Genomic DNA, 22,856 nt, shown 5'->3' on the forward strand with positions numbered 1-22,856 from the left:
GAAAGTAAAATACTTTGTCTTGAATAGCAGGTTCTATAAATTGGATTATTTTGTTTAACGATAAAGAAAATAAGATGATAGACTCTCCTTTTGCTAAAATTTTGTAGTTGCATGTATCTTTTTTCATTATTATTGTTTTTCAATTAACATTGATTGAAATAAACAACATGAAAAGTTCAGCATTATTACTCATTCTTGCCGCCATTTTATATTGGTTAAGCTGGTTTTTGATGCCAGATCAAGGCACCGCAGATACCAAACATATCTTAACAATTGTTTCCCAAAACAGACAACCTGTGTTGGTATCCGTAATGGTAGGAATCCTGTCTTCTGTTTTGTATCTGATTAGTTTAATGAAAATAAATATATATTTACCCAAAACCAACAGCTATACGATGACAGGAAGCGTCCTATTAGCCATTGGAGCAATGGGTATGTGTGTGGATGCTTTTTTTCACCTTTTCGCATTTTTCATGACAGATCCCTCTATACATATGGATACTAATATCGTGCAACTCATGACTTTTGTGCAGACAACAGGAGTCAAGTTTTTAATTCCTATACTTTTGCCCTTTTTTATTGGCACCAGTATATTTTCATTTGGATTAGCCAAACTAAGCGTCATTTCTAAACTCGCTTTCTATAGCAGCATTATCGCTTTTATATTTGCTATTTCTGGAGGTATCATCAGTACACAAATCTTAGGATATGGTAGACCATTGGTTGTTTTAACTTTTTTAGGCCTTTTCGCAATCACTCAGATCATTATTGGAATATCTTTCATGAAAGTTGATCCCAAAGAAATAAATCTCTCTTAAAAAATAATTTTACGATTATTTAGCACTTTTCATTCCTGATAAGTCAAAGGATTAACGTAAATTTGTATTTTAATTTGAAGAACGTTCAAAATTTACAGTTATAATGATTCATTTCTTTGTGAACCCTAGCGACATCGTTTACGGTGTGCAAACCCAACAAGATTTATCAACCGAAGATATTTCTAAACTCAACTGGCTATTTGGAAATGCTAAAAAAATCGAAAAATCTATCCTAAACGATTATTATGTTGGTCCTCGTGCAGCAATGATTACTCCTTGGAGTACGAACGCCGTGGAGATCACCCAAAATATGGGGATAGCAAGAATTATTCGTATAGAAGAATTTCAAAAAGTACACGCAGATTTTAACGATTTTGATCCCATGATTTCGCAGAAATACGAATCATTGACACAAGAAATGTACAGCATCAATATTGCTCCAGAGCCAATTTTGGAAATTGATGATATTGCTGCTTATAACACACAAGAAGGTCTTTCATTAAACACGGAAGAAGTTCAATATTTAACTAATTTAGCGATTAAATTAGGTCGCAAATTAACCGACTCCGAAGTTTTCGCATTCTCTCAAGCAAACTCAGAACACTGTCGTCATAAAATCTTCAATGGTACTTTTATTATTGATGGTGAAGAACAACCGACTTCCTTATTCAAATTAATCAAGAAAACATCGGAAACAAATCCTAACGAGATTGTTTCCGCTTATAAAGATAATGTCGCTTTTGTAAAGGGACCACGTGTCACACAATTCGCTCCAAAGTCAGCTGACAAACCAGATTTCTATGAAGAGAAAGAATTTGATGCAGTCCTTTCTGTAAAAGCTGAAACACATAACTTCCCGACAACTGTTGAACCCTTCTCAGGAGCGGCTACAGGTTCTGGTGGAGAGATTCGTGATCGTTTAGCGGGTGGTCAAGGTTCTTTGCCTTTGGCGGGAACAGCGATTTACATGACTTCTTACTCGCGTTTAGAAGATAATCGTCCTTGGGAAAAAGCCATGAACGAGCGCGATTGGTTATACCAAACACCAATGGATATCTTAATCAAAGCATCTAATGGTGCTTCTGATTTTGGTAATAAATTTGGACAACCCCTGATTACTGGTTCTGTCTTGACATTTGAACATGAAGAAGAAGCGCGCAAATTGGGCTTTGACAAAGTCATCATGCAAGCAGGTGGTATCGGCTATGGTAAGTTAGATCAAGCGAAAAAACATACGCCTCAAACAGGAGATAAAATCGTTATCCTGGGTGGTGAAAACTACCGTATTGGTATGGGTGGTGCTGCTGTATCTTCTGCAGATACAGGTGCTTTCGGTTCAGGTATTGAGTTAAACGCAATCCAACGTTCTAATCCAGAGATGCAAAAACGTGCTGCTAACGCCGTTCGTGGTATGGTAGAATCCGATCATAATCCTATTGTTTCTATTCATGACCATGGTGCAGGTGGTCACTTAAACTGTTTATCTGAATTAGTGGAAGAAACAGGAGGTCTGATTGATTTAGATGCTTTACCAGTAGGTGATCCTACTCTATCTGCGAAAGAAATCATCGGTAATGAATCGCAGGAACGCATGGGCTTGGTGATTGGAGAAAAAGATATCGATACATTAAAGCGTGTTGCTGATCGTGAACGTTCACCAATGTATACTGTTGGTGATGTAACGGGAGATCATCGTTTTACGTTCCAATCTAAAACCACAGGTGAAAAACCAATGGATTACGCACTAGAAGATTTCTTCGGTTCTTCTCCAAAAACATTCATGCGAGACAACACGGTTGTTAGAAATTACGCTGATGTCGCTTATACAACAGAAAATATACCAACCTATTTAAAGCAAGTGTTGCAGTTAGAAGCGGTAGCATCAAAAGATTGGTTAACAAATAAAGTTGATCGTTGCGTAGGCGGTCGTGTTGCAAAACAACAATGTACAGGTCCTTTACAACTACCCTTGAATAATGTGGGTGTAATGGCGTTAGATTATAAAGGCAAAGAAGGTATTGCGACGACTGTAGGCCATTCTCCAGTAGCTGCGATCATCGATCCAGCTGCAGCAAGTAGAACCGCTATTGCTGAAGCGTTATCAAACTTAGTCTTCGCCCCTATCAAAAATGGTTTAGCAGGAGTTTCATTATCTGCAAACTGGATGTGGGCTTGTAATAATGAGGGTGAAGATGCGCGCTTATATAAAGCGGTAAAAGCGTGTTCGGATTTTGCTTTAGAATTGGGAATCAATATTCCGACAGGAAAAGATTCACTTTCGATGAAACAAAAATATCCAAATGGTGAAAATGTCATTGCACCTGGTACCTTGATTATTTCTGCTGCGGGTAACTGTACAGATATCAACAAAGTTGTAGAACCCGTTTTAAACAAGAAAGCAGGTTCTATTTACTACATCAATTTATCAACAGACACCTTCAAATTAGGAGGTTCATCATTTGCACAAATCTTAAACAAGATTGGTAAAGAGGTTCCGACTATTCAAGACGGTGCTTATTTCAAAAAAGCATTCAATACCATTCAAGAATTAATCCAAGCAGGACAAATCAAAGCAGGTCATGATGTGGGTTCTGGTGGTTTGATCACAACTTTATTAGAATTGACTTTTGCAGATGTGAACTTAGCAGCTAACTATGATTTATCTGGTTTAGGTGAAGCGGATACGGTAAAAGCATTATTCAATGAAAATATAGCCGTTGTTTTACAAGCGAAAGATGATGCTGCATTTGAAAGCGCATTAGCAGCTGCCCATGTGGAAGCGGTAAAAATTGGTCAGGCAGTTGAAGGAACAGAAGTTTCATTCAAAAATAATGCAGATACATTCTCATTTAACGTAGCTGAAACACGTGACACTTGGTACAAAACGTCCTTCTTATTAGATTCAAAACAATCTAAAAATGGAATGGCGCAAGAGCGTTACAACAATTATAAAAACCAACCCTTAAACTTTGTATTCCCTACGCAATTCGATGGTAAAAAACCGTCAATTGATGCATCAAAACCACGTCCAAAAGCAGCAATCATTCGAGAGAAAGGTTCTAACTCGGAACGTGAAATGGCAAATGCGATGTACCTAGCAGGATTTGATGTAAAAGATGTGCACATGACCGATTTAATTGCTGGTCGTGAGACATTGGAAGATATCCAATTCATTGGTGCTGTTGGAGGTTTCTCGAACTCCGATGTTTTAGGTTCTGCAAAAGGTTGGGCTGGAGCTTTCTTATACAATGAAAAAGCAAAAACAGCTTTGACTAATTTCTTCGCTCGTCCTGATACCCTATCTGTAGGAATTTGTAATGGCTGTCAGTTATTCATGGAGTTAGAATTAATCAATCCTGATCATGATGTACATGGAAAAATGTTACATAACACTTCACAAAAGCACGAATCTAACTTTGTGTCGGTGAAAGTACAGGAAAACAATTCGATTATGCTGTCTACGTTAGCTGGAACGACTTTAGGTGTTTGGATCTCTCATGGTGAAGGAAAGTTCAACTTACCAAAAGAAGAATCACAGTATAACATTGTAGCAAAATATGCTTATGAAGCGTATCCTGCAAATCCAAATGGGTCTGATTTCAATACAGCCATGTTATGTGATACAACTGGTCGCCATTTAGTTACCATGCCTCACATTGAACGTTCCACTTTTCAATGGAACTGGGCAAACTATCCAGCAGATCGTCAGGATGAAGTAACGCCTTGGTTGGAAGCATTTGTCAATGCTAAAAACTGGTGCGAAACACACACAAAATAAACGATAAAGTATATATTAAAAATCCTCTTGCACAAATAAGTACAAGAGGATTTTTTATGTTTACTGAATACATCATTCAATAAACGGCACCCAGCTAATTAAAATCTGTTTAGTATAAAAAGTCTACCAGATTATGTTCTATGTATTCTTAAATTTTTCTACTGTAGCCTGGTTTATCCATTAAATTATCCAATGAATACTTACCCGATCCCATAATAAGAAAAACGATTAAAAATATAAATACGATAATAGACAACCAAAGTTCTGAATTTAGAAAACTAAATCCATTTGTAATATTAACAAAAAACACGGCTCCAAATAAAATAGGTAATAGCACTGCAGCAGCTAATCTGGTTTGAAATCCAAAAATTAAAAACAAACCGCCAACAATTTGGGCAAAAACAATATAATGAACTCCGCCCCAAATGTATAATTTATAATTCACCTGCTGCACTAAAGCACCAACCCCATCTAAATCTCCCACAAAGCTCATTCCTTTTACTAAAATTAATATGCCCAGTGCAATTCTTAGGTAATCTATCCATTGTGGATGATGACTATCCCCCCAATGCTCAATTTTGTGAATAAGGTTCATAATAACGCTCCTTTTTATTGGTTTATTAAATACAAACAAAATTCACTTCAATTTGTTTTGTTAAATTATATATTTACAAAAACCGTAATGTGTTATGTTAATTCAAAAACATAAAAGCACAGTTCTAATTAAAAATAAAGCATGTATCCCTATCATAATAAAATAAAGCAACGAATTAGCAATGGAGAACTTATTAAATACGAATATGTGGAAAAGTACAAACAAATCTCCCCTTGTCTGTTACTGTATTTCAATACAGAGCCCTACGTTCGTCCCATAAGAGAACATCGGTTTGAGGAGTACGAAGAAATTTTAGATAACAGTCTATTGAAGAGCAGTGATGTTTAAGGTTATGGATGCCTTTTATGATCGAATGATATGTGGTATAAATCTACTTTGATCTGTTGTTATAGGCATCGTTGATTCCCTAAAACTAATTCCACAAGATTCTTGACCAATCATCCAACTTCCAATGATGGAAAACCCAGTTTCCTCTCGGTGTAAAGTGGCCAATTCTTGATAGATATAACCTTCATGACCATACTCACCATTCGTTTCATGTATGATTTCATTGTTATAATACATTTCGATATTTGCTCCTTCACGAGACAAAATAGGTTTCTTTACAAAGTGATTTAAATGGTTTGGGCCGTTAAAATAAGAAGCCAGTAAATTAGGATGATCGGGAAACAATTCCCATAAGATAGGCAATATCGCTTTATTTGACAAAATCATTTTCCAAGAAGGTTCGATCCATTGTGCCTGATTGAGGTCATTGACAATTTGTACTCCAAATTCCTCATTAACCATCCATTCCCAAGGATATAACTTAAATATCGAACGTATCTGTTCTCCTTCTAGGTCAACAAAATTTCGTCCATTCCAACCAATGTCGTCTATGTAAATTAATTTTGTTTGCAAACCTGTCTGAATGGCTGTATCTCGTAGATATTCGACATTTGTCAAATCTTCTAACGTCTCTTTTGCACAAGAAAAATGAAGGATATCCCCTTTCAAATAAGGTTTTAGATTGCCCCAACTTTCTACTAATTGTTCATGGATGGTATTAAATTGATCGGTCAATTCTGGAAAATAATGCTTTTTCCAATACCATTGCACGATTCCACATTCGAATAAAGACGTTGGTGTATCTGCATTAAATTCCAAAAGCTTAAGCTGCTTTTGATCATTATCGTAAGCAAAATCAAAGCGTCCATAGATCGAAGGTTCATCATTCTCCCAAGATCTTTCGATATGATGAATCATAAAATTGGGGATTTGAAATAAATGGTATAATTTATTTTGCACAACATGCTCTACCGCCTGTAGACACATATCCCACAATTCCATAGAGGCTTTATAGATCAGATCAGCTTCTTTGTTACTGATTTCATAGTAATAATCATCTACCCAATAGGGAACGCCATCCATACTGTGATAACCATAGCCAATAGATGTTAATCGTGTTTGCCAATTGGGATCTATTCTAAGTTTTTTTATCTGCATCAAGAACCGAAAGAAGATGATCGAGAAGAGCGCGCACTTCTACCAAAACCACCTCTTTGCGCTTTAAAAGCAGATGATTTAGCGGCATTGGTACCTGATACGGAACTTGGATGAAGGCTACTGTTCGCATAGCCAAATCCGCCACTCATATGTCTGAATGCCATAAACCACAAAAAACCAGTCCCTACTCCTCCTGCAGAGTGTCGCCCTTGCTGATGGTAGTTGTTGGTTACTTCTGTATATTCCGCAGTTGAGTCAGCCCGCATGAAAATGCGTTGCTGATTAGCATCTGGTTGTTGTACTTGTGGCTGACTGCAGGAAGCCAAAACTGATGTAATTAAAACGAGCTGAATGCTTTTTGACGTTTTCTTTCTCATACTATTGCACCGTTACAAAAATAGGCACTTTACTAAGCGTTTGTGTAGAATCAACTTTATTCCATGTTTTAGGAGCAGCAGCTGTTTTTATAGTATCATTCTTCGTCGCTATTTTATCACCATTATACCAAATGTTTTGAACAGTAATATGCAAGACAGAATCTCCTTGGGTTATCGTTTTTAACGTAACCTCACGCGCAGATTTTTTATCCAACTGTTCTAATTTTTGTTCATCTTCTGGATTTGAACAGCTCCACAAAGCAAACAAAGTCATTATTGTCAATATATATTTCATTATTTCAAATTTGAATAAAAATAGGTTATAAAAAGAAAATCAAATTGCGGCTTTGCTAGAGAACGATCAACACCTGTCCGAACAGCAACATCATCATCAAGAACTTGGTGCAATAAAGAGTGTTAAATTTAACATTCTTTATCGTAAGTACGATTCCAATGCTTATTGCTATCTAAAGGTGTAGACTTAACTTTATATTCCAAATGAATACCATTCAGCCTTCTTTTTTGAATACGTTTATTTACTTCATTAATATAAGCAATATGAGTAATTCGATAGGTGCCAAGGCTCGAACCTTTAATATCTTCCCGATCTAAAAGATCTTCTACCAATTCAAAATTAAAGAAACAACCTAAATAGTCTTTCCAGAATAAAACAGGATTATCAACCTTATCCAAATAACTATCTTCTGCGTAACAAAGCTCACCGTCTTCCACCTCAAAAAAATCCCCTAACATCTTATTGGTGTGTGATACAAACTCTTTAGCAACTTCTTTATCCTCAATAGGTAGAAACGAGATCACATCTTCCTCTTCTAAGCTATCAAACATCAGATGATTATTGAAGCAATGAATTAACTCTGGTAACAACTCGACCACATCATTGTACATTTTTCCCATAATGCAAAGATACAAACATTCTATGATTATTGTTTTTATTTCCTTAGAAAGGAAAATAGAAAACAAGCTTAAAACAGATAAAAAACAAGCTGGTTTTTAGCATGCTAAAAATCTTTATTTTATCGCGTATTTCATCCAAAATAGATTGTATTTTTACCTGATGCAAGTATCTCGATTTCTATTCATCTTATTATGGATGATAACTGCTCAAATTAGTTTTGGGCAAACAATCAATACCGAAAGTCTTAAGAATGGCGACCTGATCTTTGTCGGAGCTGAGAAAGAAAATCTTTCTGGAGCTATTAACCGTGTGACACAACGCGATAAAAATATTTCCTTTGATCATATCGGATTAATTGAAATGAATAAGGATACTATTTTTGTACTGCATGCTAGCGCGAAACAAGGATCTATTCGGGAAGAAATACATGTATTCTATGATAATCAAAAAACGAAAGAAAACAACTTGATCATTTACCGACTCAAATCTGAAAATCAAAAAGCAATTCCTCAGGCTATCCATCAAGCAAAAGAAATGCTCGGAAAACCTTATAACTGGAGTTATATTCTCCAAGAAGACAGTTATTATTGTTCAGATTTTATAGAAAGAGCCTTTCGGACATTTCATATTTTCCAATTAGAGCCCATGACTTTCATCAATCCAGCGACAGGTAAAACGGACGAGTTTTGGATAGATTTCTATCATAAACAAAACTTAGCAGTTCCAGAAGGCAAATTAGGCTGCAATCCGAATGGTTTAGCTGCTTCAGATAAATTGACAAAAGTTGCGGAACTTATCTTATAAATATCAGTTGCAATTTTATCGAAAATTAATTTTTTCTCGTAACTTACAGGCAACATTAAACACAATATAAGATATGGGTCCAAGCTTGATCAGTAAATTGAAGAACCAGTATAAAGTCCTTTCAGGAAAAATTTCATCATTTAAAATTGAGCATAAATGCACCCATATTTGGTACGGCAATTCATACGGAGGTTTCTATGTGAATCCAGAATTACTAGCTGCTGAGTCAATCGTTTATTCATTTGGAATCGGTCAAGACACTTCTTTTGATGAAGCAATTATTGAAAAACACAATTGTCATGTATTTGGATATGACCCAACCCCAAAGTCAATTGATTGGATCTCAAAAAGAACAGATTTATCTCCTAAATTTCATTTTCAACCGATAGGTTTAGATAATGAAACAGGATTGGCACATTTTAATTTGCCCAAGAATAAAGAGCATGTATCCGGATCCATTATCAATCATCAGAATGTGGATGAGAATAATATTGTCGAGGTACAAATGAAATCTTTAAAAGATATTTTAAAGGAAAATAACCATCAACATATTGATATCTTAAAAATGGATATCGAAGGTTCTGAATACAAGGTAATCGACAGCATATTAAATTCCTCTATTGAAATCAAACAGATTTTATTGGAAATACATGAACGTTTCTTTGATAATGGCAAAGAAAAAACAAAGTCTTTATTAAATTCCTTACATCAACACGGTTATCAGGTTTTTGGTGTATCTGATAGCTTAGAAGAAATTTCATTTATAAAAGTCAACTAGTCTCAATGGCTTTAGTTTGGTAAAATGCTATGGAAATTTTCAAGGAATACATTAAAAAAAGAATATCGGTTACAGACGAACAATTGGAGTTAATCACCTCTAGCTATACCCCTACTACTGTTAAAAGAAAGAATTTTGTTCTTCGTGCTGGTGAAATCTGCAATTTTGAAGGTTTTGTTAAAAAAGGATCATTTAAGATTTTTTATTTGACTCCAAACGGAGAAGAACATATCTTATATTTTGCTATTGAAGAGTGGTGGATATCGGATATTGCCAGTTTTAATGATCAAGAACCAGCTCAGTTATATATCCAAGCATTAGAAGACGCTGAAATACTTGTGATTTCTCGGGAGCAAAAGGAGCGATTATTTCATAACTGCCCTCAAGTAGAACGATTATTTAGGATCATGTCTCAACGATCGCAAGTTGCCTCTCAACATCGTATTATCGCTGCACTTGGCTTTACCGCACAAGAACGTTATTTAGATTTTATCAAACGTTACCCTAAAATCTATCCCAGAATATCTAATCTGCAACTCGCTTCCTATATTGGTGTGTCTCAAGAGTTTCTGAGCCGCATGAAACGACAGATTTTAAAACCAAACAAATAAAATAGGTGTATGAATAGCATATTGTAGACCTTGATCCAATAATAACGCTAAACAAAAACATTTCCATCAATGAATTGTTAAAAACTAACAATTATAAACGTCATGAATAGATCTTTTCAGACCCTAGTCGTTACAATCCTAATGATTAATAGCGCCATGGCACAGGTAAAATGGACAGTCGATCCGACACATACACATGCAAGATTTAATATTACTCGTTTAGGCATTAACTTGATTGACGGACAGTTTACCAGAGTGAAGGGTTCTGTAGATGCGCCAAATAAAGAGAGCTTTGATAATGCAAAAATAGATTTTACAATAGACGCCACCAGTATTGATACACATGTCACAACTCGTGATCGTGATTTAAAATCAGCTGATTTTTTCTATGCTGAACAATATCCTAATATCACATTAAAAACGATTTCATTTAAAAAAGCTAAAAACAATAAGTATATATTAATAGCCGATCTAACCATCCGTGGCGTAACAAAGAAAGTTACTTTTGATGTAACTCAAAATGGAGAAATCACGACAGATCAATGGGAAAAAACACGTGCAGACTTTACCGTTAAAACAACGATCAATCGTTTTGATTTTGGAATGAAACATACGAATAAGTTACCTTTCGGACTTGAATCGCTAACTTCAAATGTGAAAATTACCGTGAATACCGAGTTGGTATTGAATAAGTGATTCATGCATAATAAAAGGCTTTTAAGATAAGAAATCTTAAAGGCCTTTTATTTAAAATCCATTCATCATACCTCCATCCAACGGAATATTCGTTCCTGTCAAATAGTTGGCATATTCAGAACAAATGAAACTAACCAAATATCCATATTCTTCTGGTTTACCCAATCGATTCATGGGTACTTGTTTCAATCGCAATGCTAAAGCTTCTTCATACGAAATATGTAATCGATCGGCATCCATTTGCGTCAATGATTGAATACGTGCTGTATCAAAAAGTCCTGTCAATACATTATTGACTGTAATGTTATAGGAAGCAACGTCTTTCGCTAAGGATTTACTCCAGCTCATTAAGGCAGTTCGCACAGTATTGGATAAAACTAAAGTAGAAACGGGTTCTTTCACCGTCAATGAAGAAACATGGATAATTCGACCATACCCGCTTTCTTTCATATGCGGCAACGCCAATTCAGTTGTATAACAATGGGTTTTAAACAGCAGTTCAAATGCCTTTTGATAATCATCCAATGTTTTTTCAGCAATTGTCCCAGCCTTTGGCCCTGGTGTGTTATTAATCAATATATCAACCACATGCTGTTTAAAATAAGTGGAAATTATTTGCAAGTACTGTTCATAGTTATCAAAATCAACAACAAGATATTGATGTTGCTGCCCCCTACTCCTATCTAAAGTGGCTAATGTAGCGATTAACTTTTCTTCGTTTCTGGCCATCAACGTTACAGTTGCGCCATGCAAGGCCAATTGCTGCGCGATGGCCGCACCAATACCTCCTGAGCTAGCACCTACAAGGGCTTTTTTATCTGTTAAATCTATCTGCATGACCTCTGTTATCTAGATAATCAAACTTAGATAAATTTGCGAGTATACGCAATATAATTACACTGAAATAGAATAGGTAAATGATTGAGGTGGGTTATTGTCTTATACGTAAGAGCGTGATACGATTGATCACGCTCTTCTATGTAAAGTCTTTATAAAGGAAATTGACTCCAAACTAATCTTTATTTCTGGCGCGCAGCATGGATATAAATAAATAGATAGCTAAGGCAAAAGAAGATCCTAAAAATAGCCAAGCCCAAATAGGAATACCCCAAAACTTAGGTTCTACATGCGCAATAATCACCATCCCCGCCAGCATATTCAAAGACAGCATCATAATCCCGATCACAATACGATTGACACCTTTTTTAAGAATCTGATTGAAGGATTTGGCACTGATTAAATGATGATTAAGCGTGAAATTACCCGTTTTTATCTGTCTAAAAACACTTCGAAGATCATCAGGAAGTTTTTCTATGTCGCGAGCAAAAGCAAAAGCTTTATTTTTTCCCTTTTTAAATAAGTAAGCTGGATCCAAACGTTCCCGCATAATGCGGTTAGCGAATGGTTTAATACTTTTCATGATATTCAAATCGGGATTGAGATGACGACCAATTCCCTCCATCAACGATATTCCACGGATGAGTTGATAAATGTATTCTGGAAAATACAAACGGTTATTTCCAATGATTCTCCACAGTTTATTAAATAGAGATTCTAAGCTGATATCTCCTAATGATACATTATCGATCAGATCAAAGATCTCATATAAAGAGCGTTCAAATTTAGCACGATCAGGAATATGACTGACAATGGCAACATCTTCAATAATATCTGCCAAATGCGGGGCATTGGAAGAAACAGCAGCCTGAATAAATCCTTCTAAGTTTTGTCTATCTATGGATAATAATTTACCCATATTACCAAAATCTATAAATGCTAATTTTCCATTTCGCATTACAATTAAATTTCCTGGATGGGGATCTCCATGAAAGAAACCATGTACGATCACTTGTTCGAGGTAAAGATTGATACCATTGTCTACGATCTCTTCCAAGTCTAATCCTAGCTCCTTTAACTTCGCTTTATCGGTTACCTTGATACCATCCATATATTCCATCGTCAAGACACGATCAGAACTTACTGCAGGATATACTTTAGGGACTACAATTTTGCTGTTTCCTTTAAAATTTTTAGCAAATCGTTCGATATTATAGCGCTCGTTAAGCAAGGAAATCTCTTCCTCCAATGTCGCTGCGAAAGAGTCAACAATTAAAGGTAGATTTAGATTTTGTAGCGGTTCACTATAACCAACCAGTATACGCGCGATATCCCTCATCAAAGCCAAATCGGTCTTCAGTACTTCGTCAACATGTGGTCTTCGCACCTTAACGACAACTGCTTTACCATCCAATAAATTCGCTTTGTACACTTGAGAAATAGACGCTGCTGCAAAAGGTTCTGAGTCAATATGAGAAAAATGCTCTTCGAAATGGATATTTAACTCTTCCTCTAAATAACTTTTGATATCGATCGAAAACGGATCAACGCGATCCTCCAAATACTTCAGTTCGTCAACCAATTCTTTTGGTAGCAACCCCTCACGTGTAGAGGCCGATTGCCCGAGTTTCACAAACGCAGGGCCCAATTCCTCCAACGTCATCCGAATACGTCTGTAAACAGAGATATTCGCTACATCGACACCTTTTTCTAGATGAGTTTGTTTCGTATTCCAAGGAAGTCTGGTCAATATATCACGAAATCCATACTTAGCTAATACACTAATAATATGAGAACTCCGTTGCAGTTTTTTAGCAGGATTGTGCATGATCATCTATTTCGATAAAGGTATTGAAGTTACAAAAACCCTGCCTACAAAGCCAATATCCCCATAATATTTCCACATCCTTAATTTTACCGAATTGTTCATTGAACACTTTCTTTTACAGCTCTTCATCTAAAGCATCTATATTGCTTTTAATCATCTTTAAAAACTTGCCATAGTAATAATAACTCATCAATTCAAGGCAAATAATGAGAAATACAAGACTTACGACTAGACCCAATCCAATAAAAACGAGAAATGATGGATTGTTATGCCAAGTATCAGAAAAATGATAAATCTTTTCCAACCATTCTCCTGCATGTCCCAAAGAGAAAAAGATAAAAAACATAACTAAGCCTTGAGGAATTAACAAATAAGAAGACATTTTATACGTTTCTATAGAAAACTTCAAATCGTAATACAACTTTAAAAGATTCTCTCGAGAAGTTAATAGCTCAAATTGTTTGGTACTTTTATAAAAATAGTAAAATCGTTTATAATAAAACATGCTCCCAAATCCCAGTTGTAAAAGCAAAAAATAATAGATCACTTTGACATAACCGGTGATTTTATAGAGTTCAATATTAGGCAGCACAATTAAAAAAAGCATTGCACATACCCAGGATATAAATTCAAACTTAATATTCTTCCTTAATTTCACAAGAATATTACCCACCGATTTATAGTGATTAAGATTTGGATTAACTTCGAAATTATCTTCCGATTGTTTATTCCATTGTTCCTTTAATTCATCAAAATTCATAACCTTGTGTTTTAATAATCTGTTGTAGTTTTTCTTTCGTACGATTCAATTTCACACGTGCATTTACTTCCGAAATACCTAAGTTCGTCGCGATATTACGATGACTCTGCCCTTCCAAAAAAAGAAAAATCAATGCTTTCTCCACGGCATTCAAATGTTGAACAGCTTGGTAAAAATAACGTAATTGTTCTTCCTTTTTTTCAAAATCAAACTCTTCCACAATATCGTGATCTTTCGTAAGCTCATGTTGATCTGGTCTTCGCTTTTCTTTCTTCAGATAGATCAGAGCTGTATTGATCGCAACGCGATATAGCCAAGTGGAAAATAAGCTTTCTTCTCTGAAAGAACCATAAGAGCGCCATAACTGCATAACAATTTCCTGAAACAAATCTTGCTGGTCTTCTAAATTGTCCATATACATACGAGACACTTTGATGATAGCACCTTTGTTCTTTTCTATTTGACTTAAAAATTGCTGTTCGTTTAGTTTCACATTTAAATTTTTAGCCTATTGGCTCATAAATTCTTTTAATTTATAGAATTAGTACGGTATTTTTAGAAATGTTACACAAAAAATAATAATATAAAATTCTATTTTATTGACTAATTTAGTTCAATACCAAAGGTTATTCATATGGATAAAATATTTTTTAAGGGGCAGGTTCTTTGGGCACAGATTGACGCCAATAGACATTTACGTCATTCTGCTTATGCAGATTTTTGTGCGCAAGCTCGAAGCAATATGTTAAATAGTATCGGCTTATCTTTAACGGAATTTGCTATTCACCGTATTGGTCCAATCTTATTTAGAGAAGAGCTTCTGTACCATCGGGAAATTCACTTGGATGAAGAGATTTATGTGGAGGTAGAATTGACCCAGTTTAATGCGATCAATAGTCGCTTTTCTTTCAGACATCTTGTATTTAAAGCCGATGGAACCAAAAGTGCAACGGTGCATGTAGACGGTGCATGGTTAGATTTAGAAAAAAGAAAACTAACAACAATCCCAGCCGAATGGCAAGATTTCATTCATAAAATACCGAAATCAACAGATTATATAGAAATTAATGAATAAAAAAAAGCCTCTAGCATAAAATACGCTAGAGGCTCAACACTAAAACTAAACCTTATTTAACTTCAATTAATCTTTTTGCAATGATTGCATCTTCTTTCTTACCTACCGTTACTGCTAAGATACCTCCTTCATAACTCGCATCGATACTGTTGTAATCCACTGTATCTGGTAATGTAAATGATCTTGAAAATGAAGAGTAATTAAACTCTTTTTTACTATACAATTTTTCTTCACTTACAGACTCTTCTTTTTTATCCGCTGAGATTGTGATTACTTTTTTATCCACATTGATTTTGAAATCTGATTTCTCCAATCCTGGAGCAGATAATTCAATACGATAAGCTTTCTCTGTTTCAGAAATATTAACTGCAGGCACTCTTGCAATTAAACGATCTGAAATGAAAGAATCATTAAATAAGTTATCAAATACTGTACTTACAAATGGATTTACAGAATCTGTATTCAAACTTTTTGTTGGAAATTTAATTAATGCCATTTTTTATCCTCCTTAATATTTTTATTTTTTTAAATCAATTTCTAAGATTATTTCAATTCTTATACCAAAACAGCTTCCCTTATATTTTACAGACATTTTGTCTTAAAAATATTTTAACAAAAGACAAAATGACACCTCAAAAGTCTAATAAAAGATTAACCAACTGAAAATCAAAACTTTTTTATTCCTATTTTTTTTAATCATAAACTATTCTAATTAGTTCCTTTTAATAAGTTATTGACCATAGCACCAATCATGGTTATAGAAAATGGTCTAATTTCTAATAAAAACCTGTTTACGAGTGTTTATTGAAAGTCAATATGCTAAATAAATATGCAACGTAAGATGATCTTAATCACAATTATATTCTTTAACTTTATCGCCCTAATACATGTAAACAATGAATAAAGGATCTACCATCATTTTAGTTTTACTTTTATTATGTGCTTGTCAAACTCAATATGCAGACCGTGGAAACAAAAAATCAAATCATAATTTTGATTTTATTATTGGCTCTTGGAAGAGAATCAATGAAAAAGAAGGGAAAGAGACTTTTGAAATCTGGAGAAAAAAAAATGATTCCACGTACGTTGGAACTAGTTTTACATTAAAAGACAAGGATACCATCTGGAAAGAAAATGTCATTTTATCCCCAATCAATAAAAAATGGTATTATCAAGTAACAGATGCTAAGAAAACAGCAACTAACTTTGCACTAATTAAAAGCACAACAACATCTTTTACCTGTGAAAATCAACAAAATGATTTTCCTAAAAAAATTACATATAAGAAAAGAAATGATCATTTCTTTGCAGAAATATCGGATGCGAAAATGAAGATTGATTTCCTTTTTGCACCACTTCATAACTAGCAGACTATGTGGCAGATAATCTTTAATTTGTTACATCCTCCACGTACAAAAACTATTTATATCATTCATTTGTTGTAAAATCAAAAAAATAAATTCAATTGGACAAGACTATTAGCAAAAAACTTTGTTTATTCCAACATATCGCGCGTCTGCTAATGGGCGGAGTTATGTTACTCGCAGGTATTGGACATCTTACTTTTGCCAGAGTTGAGTTTCAGGCACAGGTTCCGCAGTGGATACCTGTAGATGTTGATCAGGTGGTTATCCTCTCAGGTTTTGTTGAGATTTTATTAGCCATCCTGATTCTGACCGTCGGACATCGTAAAACTTGGGTTCCTACTTTAATAGGATTATTTTTCATTGCTGTATTTCCAGGTAACTGGGAACAATATATCTACCACCGAGATGCTTTTGGTTTAAATACAGATACATTAAGAATAGCTCGGCTTTTCTTTCAACCCATACTGATTTTCTGGGCACTCTGGTCTATGGATGCTCTTATAAAAAAATAAAAAAGGCGATGAACTGGAATCCGGAAATATACAATCAATTTAAAACTGTTCGCTACCAACCCTTTTATGATTTGATTCAACTCATCTCAACAGAAATAGGACAAAACTGTATTGATATCGGATGCGGTACAGGCGAGCAAACCTATATTTTAGCGAATACATTCAACGATTCTTATTTCTTAGGAATTGATCCATCGGACGCCATGTTGTCAAAGTCTGCGGACTTAAAAAATGAACGATTAATATTTAAAAGTGCGACGACAGAAGATATTATCGCTACGCAACAAACTTGGGATTTGATATTCAGTAATGCCGCTTTACAATGGTCGGATAATCATGAAAAAATATTTCCAGAGTTATTAAAATTATTGAATGAAAAAGGTCAGTTTGCGGTACAAATGCCAATGCAACATGACAATATGCTCAATCAACTATTACTCACATTAGTACAAGAAGAGCCTTTTAAAACTTATTTGGATAGATGGGTAAGGGAATCCCCCGTTTTATCTATTGATCAATATGCTCAAATACTCTATAACGGCGGTTTAGAGAATTTGCAAATCATTCAAAAAGTGTATCCAATTATTGCGAACAATACACAAGAACTTGTTGATTTTATATCTGGATCAGCCTTAATTCCTTATCTGGACAGATTAGAGGAGAATCAGCAAGAAGAATTTATAAGCGAATATAAAAAACGTATTGATCAGCAATTCCCAAAATTTCCTGCCCTATATGCATTTAAGCGTCTATTACTTTATGGTAGAAAAATAGAAGTGTTAAACTCATAATACCCAATATTCTTTTACTCCCCTAGCTTGATCATATTTATAAAAACTTCGGCGCCCTCTCTAGATTTGATGCTGTTGTCGCATTTTTCCATCTTCTTAATAGCAAAGAACGGTGAAAAAATAAGCTGATATTCGACTGTATTTCCTCCGAATGGTGGTCCAGGTTGTGTAAATGTTTTATCAAAAAGTAATCCGACAATCTTTCCATGAGTATGAAGTAATGATGCTGCAGTTTCAGCATATTCTTTTCGCTTCAAAACTGGTATTGCACAAAAAAAAGTTTGTTCAATCAACACATCGTATTTTCCTTTATGCTGAAAAAAGTCTTCACATAATACCTTTACAAACTGATTTCCTGCAAATTTATCCTCCAATCTTCTTACCGCTTCTGGAGCAATATCGATCAAAGTAATATTTGTGAAGTTATTTTCGAGTAAATAGGCTGCTTCATATGCATTTCCGCATCCTGGGATTAAAATAGCTGCATCCTTGTTTTCGTATTGACTCATATACTGTTTAATCGCAGGTGACGCATAACCGATATCCCATGCTATTTGATTGTTTTCCCATCGTGCATCCCAATATTGCTGATCTAAGCAATGACCATCCGTTGTTAAACCACATGGTATCTCCTTGTTCTTTTCCATATTATTTAAGTTTATTAATGCATGAATTTGTATAGGGGTCTTAATTTAAGCAAGTCAGTTTCGTCACTACATCTGATCAATACTTCCAATGTATTAACCATCAGTGCACATAAACAAATATAGTTGAAACGGAAATAAATTGGGCTACTTAAATTGACAAAAGAATGGAATAATTCCTTTCACACAATTATGACAAATATGAAATTCAATTCGGTATAGAAGGACGATATAAAAGTAGGCTATAGGAAAAAATCTGTAGGTAATTTTGACAAATTAATACGGCAAAAGATCAAAAAGTAAAGACATCGCTACAAGATATAAACGGATTTATTATGATTCAGGATGGGAATATCATCGTTTTGTCATGAAATAAAATAATTACAAAATTTCTTTTGCTTAGTGTACAAATAACACTTATATTTGTATCATCATAATTTAGGTTTATAATTGGTTATAAAGGTTTTCATTCTCCCCGTTTGAAAACCTTTTCTTTTTACCCCTAAACCGATCACATCCATGTATAGTAGCGGTGTATTTTGGGATCATACCGAAAAGTTGGGGGATCATATTTTTAAGCATATAATTTCATCACTCTGTATAAGAAGAATGTAGTATCCCTTACTCCGCGAAATACACTTCTAAAAGCTTTAAGTTTAGCATTGAAGGATTCTGCAGATGCATTTGTACTTCTGTTATCGAAGTAATGTAAGATATATTGATGATGTGCAGCTATTGACCTTGCTACACTCTCAAATGAAATTATTCCTACATTCTCAACCTGATTATGCCACAGGCCTAGCTTGGTAAAAGCTATTTTCTTGTCTTTGCATTTGTTGAAGATATCGCCCAGGGCAATTCCTAGATCGTAAGCTTGTTTTAGTTTGGGAAACCGCAGGAATAAAAGTTCTGCACGATGTTTCTGACTTTCTGTCCATCTACTTGGGTGCTTGAAAAGGAGATGCCTAGATCTAGCTAAAAGCTGCTTAAGAGTATCTCCGTTGGCTAGCAGCTCAGGTTCATAGGTTTGTCCCTGTTTTCTGGATACCGTCATATTCTTACTTTCAGTATCCAATACTTCCCAACGATATTTTATTCGAAGCTCCTGAACAGCGTCGTAAGCTAGCTTTTGAACATGAAATCGGTCGACCACTCGTCTAGCATTCCTGAAACATCTGCGGATAGCTTTGGCCATGTTTGGCGCCATATCCATGGTCACTTCCTTAACCTTGTTTCTTGATCGTAAAGGAATCTTTTCTAAGACAGTAATGATGTCTTCGGCCTTAGTGCCCCGTATAGTGGCTAAAATGGTTCCTTTCCTACCTTTTGCAGATTTGCTACTTATTATCGTATAAAGTTCGCCATTACTAAAACTGGTCTCATCAATGCTTAGGTGTTCGGAGATGTTTTCAGGGAAAAGAATCCATTGTTCAGCATGAGGCTTTTGATCCCAGTCATGGAAATCACTGAGATGATTCTTGTATTGATCCTGTAATTGCTTACCATCCACATGAAAAAATAGTCCCACCAAATGGGCGCTTACAGGATGGTTATCCAAATATCTTCTTTAAAAAAAGCCCGAATTCCGTTGTCATTCGAGCACCCTCACGTACGAGGTTCCAATCTCTTGTGATAATATCTCCAGTATCAAGAACCGTCCAACGACGACGACGAATATGTAGCGTAACTTTCTGCCCTCGAATAGGGAAGTCTGAAATCTCGGTGGAAGGCATAAAACCTTTCGACTCCAGCTTACTGTTCTCAAAACCAGCTGGAACTATATTAAGTTCATCTAAATAAATGTGGAGTTGATTATCAACCTGATCGACCTCTAAAATTTGAAAGTATTCTAAAAGCCCTTCAGGCATTAATAAGGATAATAATTTACGTTCAGCCTCTTGCAAAGTATATTGTATTTAAAATGCTAAACTAACAAATTTTTAATATTCCCCCCAACAATTCATCTTGATCCGTATTTGGTACCATTTAAGATGGCTATTATAATACATTAGGATAATATCAATAAGTTTATTGCATTAAAAATAATATTGATCACTTACTCTTTGATTTTACTCATGATCAAATACAAATCTGGTCTACAATAAATCTCTGGTCAAGTTAAAATGTTCTTCCACTGAAATTAGTTTTCTGCTCACCTGATTGAGATCCTTTCCTTCTTTTGTCCAGAGATTGGGGAAAAATGAAAAAACTTGATTACCATCCACTTCCTGAACTTCTTTTTCCCAGCCATTCCATTTAAATGTTTTATAGAATAGTGCAATGTCCCCATTTAAAGACCAATTGACAAAATCGGAATAACCACAGCCCAGGCTTTCCCATTTCAATGTATCTGGAGCAAAATAATATATCTTACCTATTTCATCCCCGAGTTCTCCAGCATTAATAGCAAAGTATCCACCTAATATATCATCAGCAATGAGTAAAAAACCACCCTTTTCACCTTCATGTACATACGTTTTATTTTTATTCCACTCCATCATGCCCCTATTCAACTTATGCGATCCTGAGCCCAATATACGTAACCAACCCTTATCAATCAGGATACCTCCAGTTTCAAAAATAATAGCGCCCATGGGTGATTTTGTAGAAATTTGCACCCGCAATAATTCTTCATCCGCTTTTTTGGGGTTCCTTGGTAAAATTTCGAAATTATTTTTCGCACTTTTCATCCATCCTTTGACCAAATCCCAACCTGGTTCCTTTTTATTTATTAATTCTTTTAATGTTTTCATCTTCTAAAACAATCTATCAAAATTTTACATTGAAAAATTAAGCTGTCAGCTGTTCGTTACATTTAACTACTAAAGAGATACAACCTTTCACTTCATCTCAAACATCCGCCATTCATTACATGGCTACAGTTTTACAAAGAAATAAAAAACATATGAATATCCTTTCAAACAAACGTGAATACAGGACGATTTTCATTTTAATCTCATTTTTTTAAAATATTTTGCTTAGTGTATAAATAACACTATATTTGTATCATCATAATTTAGGTTTATAATTGGTTATAAAGGTTTTCATTCTCCCCGTTTGAAAACCTTTTCTTTTTATAGCTATTTGCTCTCAAAAAAAGAATCTCTATTCAGTTTTACTACTATAAAGACATACGGTTCACTTTTTAATTTTCCTTCAGTATCCTACCAACAGGCAACATAACTCCTATTTATCCGCCAATAATCAAGTCCAATACTATTCCTAACAGATAATTAAATTAAAATGGATTTTCTCATTTACCATGAGAAAGATTTAAATTAAACTTAAATTGCAGGATGAATGCTTTCAATATAATGATATCAAACAATTTTACATCAACATATTCATGATCTCAACATACTATCTCATATGAAAAAATTGGCAACAATAACTGCAATAATTGGATGCTTCCTGATCAGTTGGATCGTTTATTCTCAAGTCTTTTCTCAAAAAAAAGGACCTAAAGCAACTGATAGTGAAGAAACCAATGAAATCTTTTCAAAACAACGTTTTCAGTCAGGCGATATGATTTTTCAGTCATCGGTATCGGCACAATGTAAAGCGATTCAATTAGCGACACATTCTCCCTACTCTCACTGCGGATTAATCTTTACTGAAGGTGAAAAAAGTTATGTCTTAGAAGCTGTTCAGCCTGTCACTATAACAGCATTACAAGATTGGATTGAAAGAGGAAAAGACAAGCATTTTGTTGTAAAAAGACTCAAAAATGCTGACAAAGTCTTAACAACAGCAACAGTATCAAAAATGAAAAAGATAGGCAAAGAGTTTTTAGGAAAGAACTACGACGCCACTTTTGAATGGTCTGACGATCGCATTTATTGTTCAGAATTAATTTGGAAAATCTACCAAAGAGCGACAGGATTAAGCATTGGCAAACTTGAAAAACTCGGCGACTTTGATTTAAGCAGTTCAGAGGTAAAAGCGAAACTAAAAGAGCGCTATGGAGACAAGATACCACTTGAAGAAATTGTTATTTCTCCTGTTTCCATTTTCAAAAGTGACCTATTGGTAACGGTTGAAGAGCATTAACCCCCTATCCACAACGTTAATTTTGATTCCCCAGCATAAAGTTGAAAAGAAGAATACTGTTTGGATATTATTGTACAAAATTTCTAAAAAGCGTTAGGACTTTCAGCGCATAT

26 protein-coding genes are annotated in these 22,856 nt (G+C 34.9%); 12 read left to right on the forward strand and 14 right to left on the reverse strand.

Annotated features, from left to right (window positions below; all coding sequences use genetic code 11):
* Positions 1-167: 167 nt before the first annotated feature.
* Both LZQ00_RS09835 and purL read left to right on the forward strand, forming a co-directional pair.
* The gene (locus LZQ00_RS09835; RefSeq protein ID WP_234509087.1) at positions 168-818 is read left to right on the forward strand and encodes a hypothetical protein; all 651 of its coding nucleotides are present in this window, start codon (positions 168-170) and stop codon (positions 816-818) included.
* 103 nt (positions 819-921) lie between these two features.
* A complete protein-coding gene (purL, locus tag LZQ00_RS09840) occupies positions 922-4,596 on the forward strand; it encodes a phosphoribosylformylglycinamidine synthase (RefSeq protein WP_234509089.1) in 3,675 nt (1,224 codons plus the stop codon).
* Between the two features lie 148 nt (positions 4,597-4,744).
* Here the strand turns inward: purL and LZQ00_RS09845 are convergent, their stop codons facing one another.
* Positions 4,745-5,191, reverse strand: a complete 447-nt coding sequence (locus LZQ00_RS09845; protein ID WP_234509091.1) for a DoxX family protein — start codon at positions 5,189-5,191, stop codon at positions 4,745-4,747.
* A gap of 141 nt (positions 5,192-5,332) precedes the next feature.
* On the opposite strand from LZQ00_RS09845, the gene LZQ00_RS09850 reads away from it, so the two are divergent.
* The gene (locus tag LZQ00_RS09850) at positions 5,333-5,539 is read left to right on the forward strand and encodes a hypothetical protein (protein ID WP_234509092.1); all 207 of its coding nucleotides are present in this window, start codon (positions 5,333-5,335) and stop codon (positions 5,537-5,539) included.
* Positions 5,540-5,554: 15 nt separating this feature from the next.
* Here the strand turns inward: LZQ00_RS09850 and LZQ00_RS09855 are convergent, their stop codons facing one another.
* The 4 genes from LZQ00_RS09855 to LZQ00_RS09870 all read right to left on the reverse strand — a co-directional run bounded on the left by LZQ00_RS09855 (position 5,555) and on the right by LZQ00_RS09870 (position 7,989).
* Positions 5,555-6,697: a glutathionylspermidine synthase family protein gene (locus tag LZQ00_RS09855; RefSeq protein WP_234509094.1), complete on the reverse strand. Its 1,143-nt coding sequence runs from the start codon at positions 6,695-6,697 to the stop codon at positions 5,555-5,557.
* The gene (locus LZQ00_RS09860) at positions 6,697-7,074 is read right to left on the reverse strand and encodes a hypothetical protein (RefSeq protein ID WP_234509096.1); all 378 of its coding nucleotides are present in this window, start codon (positions 7,072-7,074) and stop codon (positions 6,697-6,699) included. Before LZQ00_RS09860 ends, LZQ00_RS09855 begins: the two co-directional genes overlap by 1 nt.
* A 1-nt stretch (position 7,075) precedes the next feature.
* Positions 7,076-7,369: a hypothetical protein gene (locus LZQ00_RS09865; protein WP_234509098.1), complete on the reverse strand. Its 294-nt coding sequence runs from the start codon at positions 7,367-7,369 to the stop codon at positions 7,076-7,078.
* 128 nt (positions 7,370-7,497) lie between these two features.
* Positions 7,498-7,989: a hypothetical protein gene (locus tag LZQ00_RS09870; protein WP_234509099.1), complete on the reverse strand. Its 492-nt coding sequence runs from the start codon at positions 7,987-7,989 to the stop codon at positions 7,498-7,500.
* Positions 7,990-8,185: 196 nt separating this feature from the next.
* Here LZQ00_RS09870 and LZQ00_RS09875 point away from each other — a divergent pair, with 196 nt between their 5' ends.
* From LZQ00_RS09875 to LZQ00_RS09890, 4 genes are all read left to right on the forward strand, one after another.
* On the forward strand, positions 8,186-8,794 hold the full coding sequence (locus LZQ00_RS09875) for a YiiX/YebB-like N1pC/P60 family cysteine hydrolase (RefSeq protein ID WP_234509101.1): 609 nt from the start codon (positions 8,186-8,188) through the stop codon (positions 8,792-8,794).
* Positions 8,795-8,867: 73 nt separating this feature from the next.
* Positions 8,868-9,572 carry an FkbM family methyltransferase gene (locus tag LZQ00_RS09880; RefSeq protein WP_234509103.1) on the forward strand — a complete coding sequence of 235 codons (705 nt, stop codon included), beginning with the start codon at positions 8,868-8,870 and terminating at the stop codon, positions 9,570-9,572.
* Positions 9,573-9,601: 29 nt separating this feature from the next.
* Positions 9,602-10,183 carry a Crp/Fnr family transcriptional regulator gene (locus LZQ00_RS09885; RefSeq protein ID WP_234509105.1) on the forward strand — a complete coding sequence of 194 codons (582 nt, stop codon included), beginning with the start codon at positions 9,602-9,604 and terminating at the stop codon, positions 10,181-10,183.
* Between the two features lie 102 nt (positions 10,184-10,285).
* A complete protein-coding gene (locus LZQ00_RS09890) occupies positions 10,286-10,879 on the forward strand; it encodes a YceI family protein (protein WP_234509107.1) in 594 nt (197 codons plus the stop codon).
* Positions 10,880-10,930: 51 nt separating this feature from the next.
* Here the strand turns inward: LZQ00_RS09890 and LZQ00_RS09895 are convergent, their stop codons facing one another.
* From LZQ00_RS09895 to LZQ00_RS09910, 4 genes are all read right to left on the reverse strand, one after another.
* Positions 10,931-11,716, reverse strand: a complete 786-nt coding sequence (locus LZQ00_RS09895) for an SDR family oxidoreductase (RefSeq protein WP_234509109.1) — start codon at positions 11,714-11,716, stop codon at positions 10,931-10,933.
* Positions 11,717-11,891: 175 nt separating this feature from the next.
* A complete protein-coding gene (locus LZQ00_RS09900; RefSeq protein ID WP_234509110.1) occupies positions 11,892-13,544 on the reverse strand; it encodes an ABC1 kinase family protein in 1,653 nt (550 codons plus the stop codon).
* Positions 13,545-13,659: 115 nt separating this feature from the next.
* Complete coding sequence (locus LZQ00_RS09905; RefSeq protein ID WP_234509112.1) at positions 13,660-14,304, reverse strand: hypothetical protein; 645 nt, start codon at positions 14,302-14,304, stop codon at positions 13,660-13,662.
* On the reverse strand, positions 14,294-14,797 hold the full coding sequence (locus LZQ00_RS09910) for an RNA polymerase sigma factor (RefSeq protein ID WP_234509113.1): 504 nt from the start codon (positions 14,795-14,797) through the stop codon (positions 14,294-14,296). Before LZQ00_RS09910 ends, LZQ00_RS09905 begins: the two co-directional genes overlap by 11 nt.
* Positions 14,798-14,938: 141 nt before the next feature.
* On the opposite strand from LZQ00_RS09910, the gene LZQ00_RS09915 reads away from it, so the two are divergent.
* Positions 14,939-15,379 (forward strand): acyl-CoA thioesterase, encoded by a 441-nt coding sequence (locus LZQ00_RS09915; protein ID WP_234509115.1) that lies wholly within the window; start codon positions 14,939-14,941, stop codon positions 15,377-15,379.
* Between the two features lie 52 nt (positions 15,380-15,431).
* Here the strand turns inward: LZQ00_RS09915 and LZQ00_RS09920 are convergent, their stop codons facing one another.
* Complete coding sequence (locus LZQ00_RS09920; protein ID WP_234509117.1) at positions 15,432-15,875, reverse strand: Hsp20/alpha crystallin family protein; 444 nt, start codon at positions 15,873-15,875, stop codon at positions 15,432-15,434.
* A gap of 400 nt (positions 15,876-16,275) precedes the next feature.
* Here LZQ00_RS09920 and LZQ00_RS09925 point away from each other — a divergent pair, with 400 nt between their 5' ends.
* The 3 genes from LZQ00_RS09925 to LZQ00_RS09935 all read left to right on the forward strand — a co-directional run bounded on the left by LZQ00_RS09925 (position 16,276) and on the right by LZQ00_RS09935 (position 18,049).
* Complete coding sequence (locus tag LZQ00_RS09925; RefSeq protein WP_234509118.1) at positions 16,276-16,746, forward strand: DUF6265 family protein; 471 nt, start codon at positions 16,276-16,278, stop codon at positions 16,744-16,746.
* A 98-nt stretch (positions 16,747-16,844) separates the two neighbouring features.
* Positions 16,845-17,258, forward strand: coding sequence for a hypothetical protein (locus tag LZQ00_RS09930; RefSeq protein WP_234509119.1), 414 nt, complete (start codon positions 16,845-16,847; stop codon positions 17,256-17,258).
* Between the two features lie 8 nt (positions 17,259-17,266).
* The gene (locus LZQ00_RS09935) at positions 17,267-18,049 is read left to right on the forward strand and encodes a methyltransferase domain-containing protein (RefSeq protein ID WP_234509121.1); all 783 of its coding nucleotides are present in this window, start codon (positions 17,267-17,269) and stop codon (positions 18,047-18,049) included.
* A 14-nt stretch (positions 18,050-18,063) separates the two neighbouring features.
* Here LZQ00_RS09935 and LZQ00_RS09940 read toward each other — a convergent pair whose 3' ends face one another.
* The 4 genes from LZQ00_RS09940 to LZQ00_RS09955 form a co-directional block, all read right to left on the reverse strand.
* Complete coding sequence (locus tag LZQ00_RS09940; RefSeq protein WP_234509122.1) at positions 18,064-18,696, reverse strand: methyltransferase; 633 nt, start codon at positions 18,694-18,696, stop codon at positions 18,064-18,066.
* Between the two features lie 571 nt (positions 18,697-19,267).
* Positions 19,268-20,251, reverse strand: coding sequence for a transposase (locus LZQ00_RS09945; protein ID WP_234509124.1), 984 nt, complete (start codon positions 20,249-20,251; stop codon positions 19,268-19,270).
* On the reverse strand, positions 20,244-20,597 hold the full coding sequence (locus tag LZQ00_RS09950; protein WP_234509126.1) for a transposase: 354 nt from the start codon (positions 20,595-20,597) through the stop codon (positions 20,244-20,246). Before LZQ00_RS09950 ends, LZQ00_RS09945 begins: the two co-directional genes overlap by 8 nt.
* Before the next feature lie 192 nt (positions 20,598-20,789).
* Complete coding sequence (locus LZQ00_RS09955) at positions 20,790-21,446, reverse strand: DUF2625 domain-containing protein (RefSeq protein WP_234509128.1); 657 nt, start codon at positions 21,444-21,446, stop codon at positions 20,790-20,792.
* Positions 21,447-22,062: 616 nt separating this feature from the next.
* Here LZQ00_RS09955 and LZQ00_RS09960 point away from each other — a divergent pair.
* Positions 22,063-22,743: a YiiX family permuted papain-like enzyme gene (locus LZQ00_RS09960; protein ID WP_234509130.1), complete on the forward strand. Its 681-nt coding sequence runs from the start codon at positions 22,063-22,065 to the stop codon at positions 22,741-22,743.
* Positions 22,744-22,856 lie beyond the last annotated feature (113 nt).

Origin of the sequence: Sphingobacterium sp. SRCM116780 (assembly GCF_021442025.1) — a bacterium.
Classification (GTDB): Bacteria; Bacteroidota; Bacteroidia; order Sphingobacteriales; family Sphingobacteriaceae; genus Sphingobacterium.

Coding starts and splice junctions, on each gene's coding strand:
- LZQ00_RS09835 (WP_234509087.1), top strand. CDS start 168: ATGAAAAGTTCAGCATTATTACTCATTCTTGCCGCCATTTTATATTGG.
- purL (WP_234509089.1), top strand. CDS start 922: ATGATTCATTTCTTTGTGAACCCTAGCGACATCGTTTACGGTGTGCAA.
- LZQ00_RS09845 (WP_234509091.1), bottom strand. CDS start 5,191: ATGAACCTTATTCACAAAATTGAGCATTGGGGGGATAGTCATCATCCA.
- LZQ00_RS09850 (WP_234509092.1), top strand. CDS start 5,333: ATGTATCCCTATCATAATAAAATAAAGCAACGAATTAGCAATGGAGAA.
- LZQ00_RS09855 (WP_234509094.1), bottom strand. CDS start 6,697: ATGCAGATAAAAAAACTTAGAATAGATCCCAATTGGCAAACACGATTA.
- LZQ00_RS09860 (WP_234509096.1), bottom strand. CDS start 7,074: ATGAGAAAGAAAACGTCAAAAAGCATTCAGCTCGTTTTAATTACATCA.
- LZQ00_RS09865 (WP_234509098.1), bottom strand. CDS start 7,369: ATGAAATATATATTGACAATAATGACTTTGTTTGCTTTGTGGAGCTGT.
- LZQ00_RS09870 (WP_234509099.1), bottom strand. CDS start 7,989: ATGGGAAAAATGTACAATGATGTGGTCGAGTTGTTACCAGAGTTAATT.
- LZQ00_RS09875 (WP_234509101.1), top strand. CDS start 8,186: ATGATAACTGCTCAAATTAGTTTTGGGCAAACAATCAATACCGAAAGT.
- LZQ00_RS09880 (WP_234509103.1), top strand. CDS start 8,868: ATGGGTCCAAGCTTGATCAGTAAATTGAAGAACCAGTATAAAGTCCTT.
- LZQ00_RS09885 (WP_234509105.1), top strand. CDS start 9,602: ATGGAAATTTTCAAGGAATACATTAAAAAAAGAATATCGGTTACAGAC.
- LZQ00_RS09890 (WP_234509107.1), top strand. CDS start 10,286: ATGAATAGATCTTTTCAGACCCTAGTCGTTACAATCCTAATGATTAAT.
- LZQ00_RS09895 (WP_234509109.1), bottom strand. CDS start 11,716: ATGCAGATAGATTTAACAGATAAAAAAGCCCTTGTAGGTGCTAGCTCA.
- LZQ00_RS09900 (WP_234509110.1), bottom strand. CDS start 13,544: ATGCACAATCCTGCTAAAAAACTGCAACGGAGTTCTCATATTATTAGT.
- LZQ00_RS09905 (WP_234509112.1), bottom strand. CDS start 14,304: ATGAATTTTGATGAATTAAAGGAACAATGGAATAAACAATCGGAAGAT.
- LZQ00_RS09915 (WP_234509115.1), top strand. CDS start 14,939: ATGGATAAAATATTTTTTAAGGGGCAGGTTCTTTGGGCACAGATTGAC.
- LZQ00_RS09920 (WP_234509117.1), bottom strand. CDS start 15,875: ATGGCATTAATTAAATTTCCAACAAAAAGTTTGAATACAGATTCTGTA.
- LZQ00_RS09925 (WP_234509118.1), top strand. CDS start 16,276: ATGAATAAAGGATCTACCATCATTTTAGTTTTACTTTTATTATGTGCT.
- LZQ00_RS09935 (WP_234509121.1), top strand. CDS start 17,267: ATGAACTGGAATCCGGAAATATACAATCAATTTAAAACTGTTCGCTAC.
- LZQ00_RS09940 (WP_234509122.1), bottom strand. CDS start 18,696: ATGGAAAAGAACAAGGAGATACCATGTGGTTTAACAACGGATGGTCAT.
- LZQ00_RS09955 (WP_234509128.1), bottom strand. CDS start 21,446: ATGAAAACATTAAAAGAATTAATAAATAAAAAGGAACCAGGTTGGGAT.
- LZQ00_RS09960 (WP_234509130.1), top strand. CDS start 22,063: ATGAAAAAATTGGCAACAATAACTGCAATAATTGGATGCTTCCTGATC.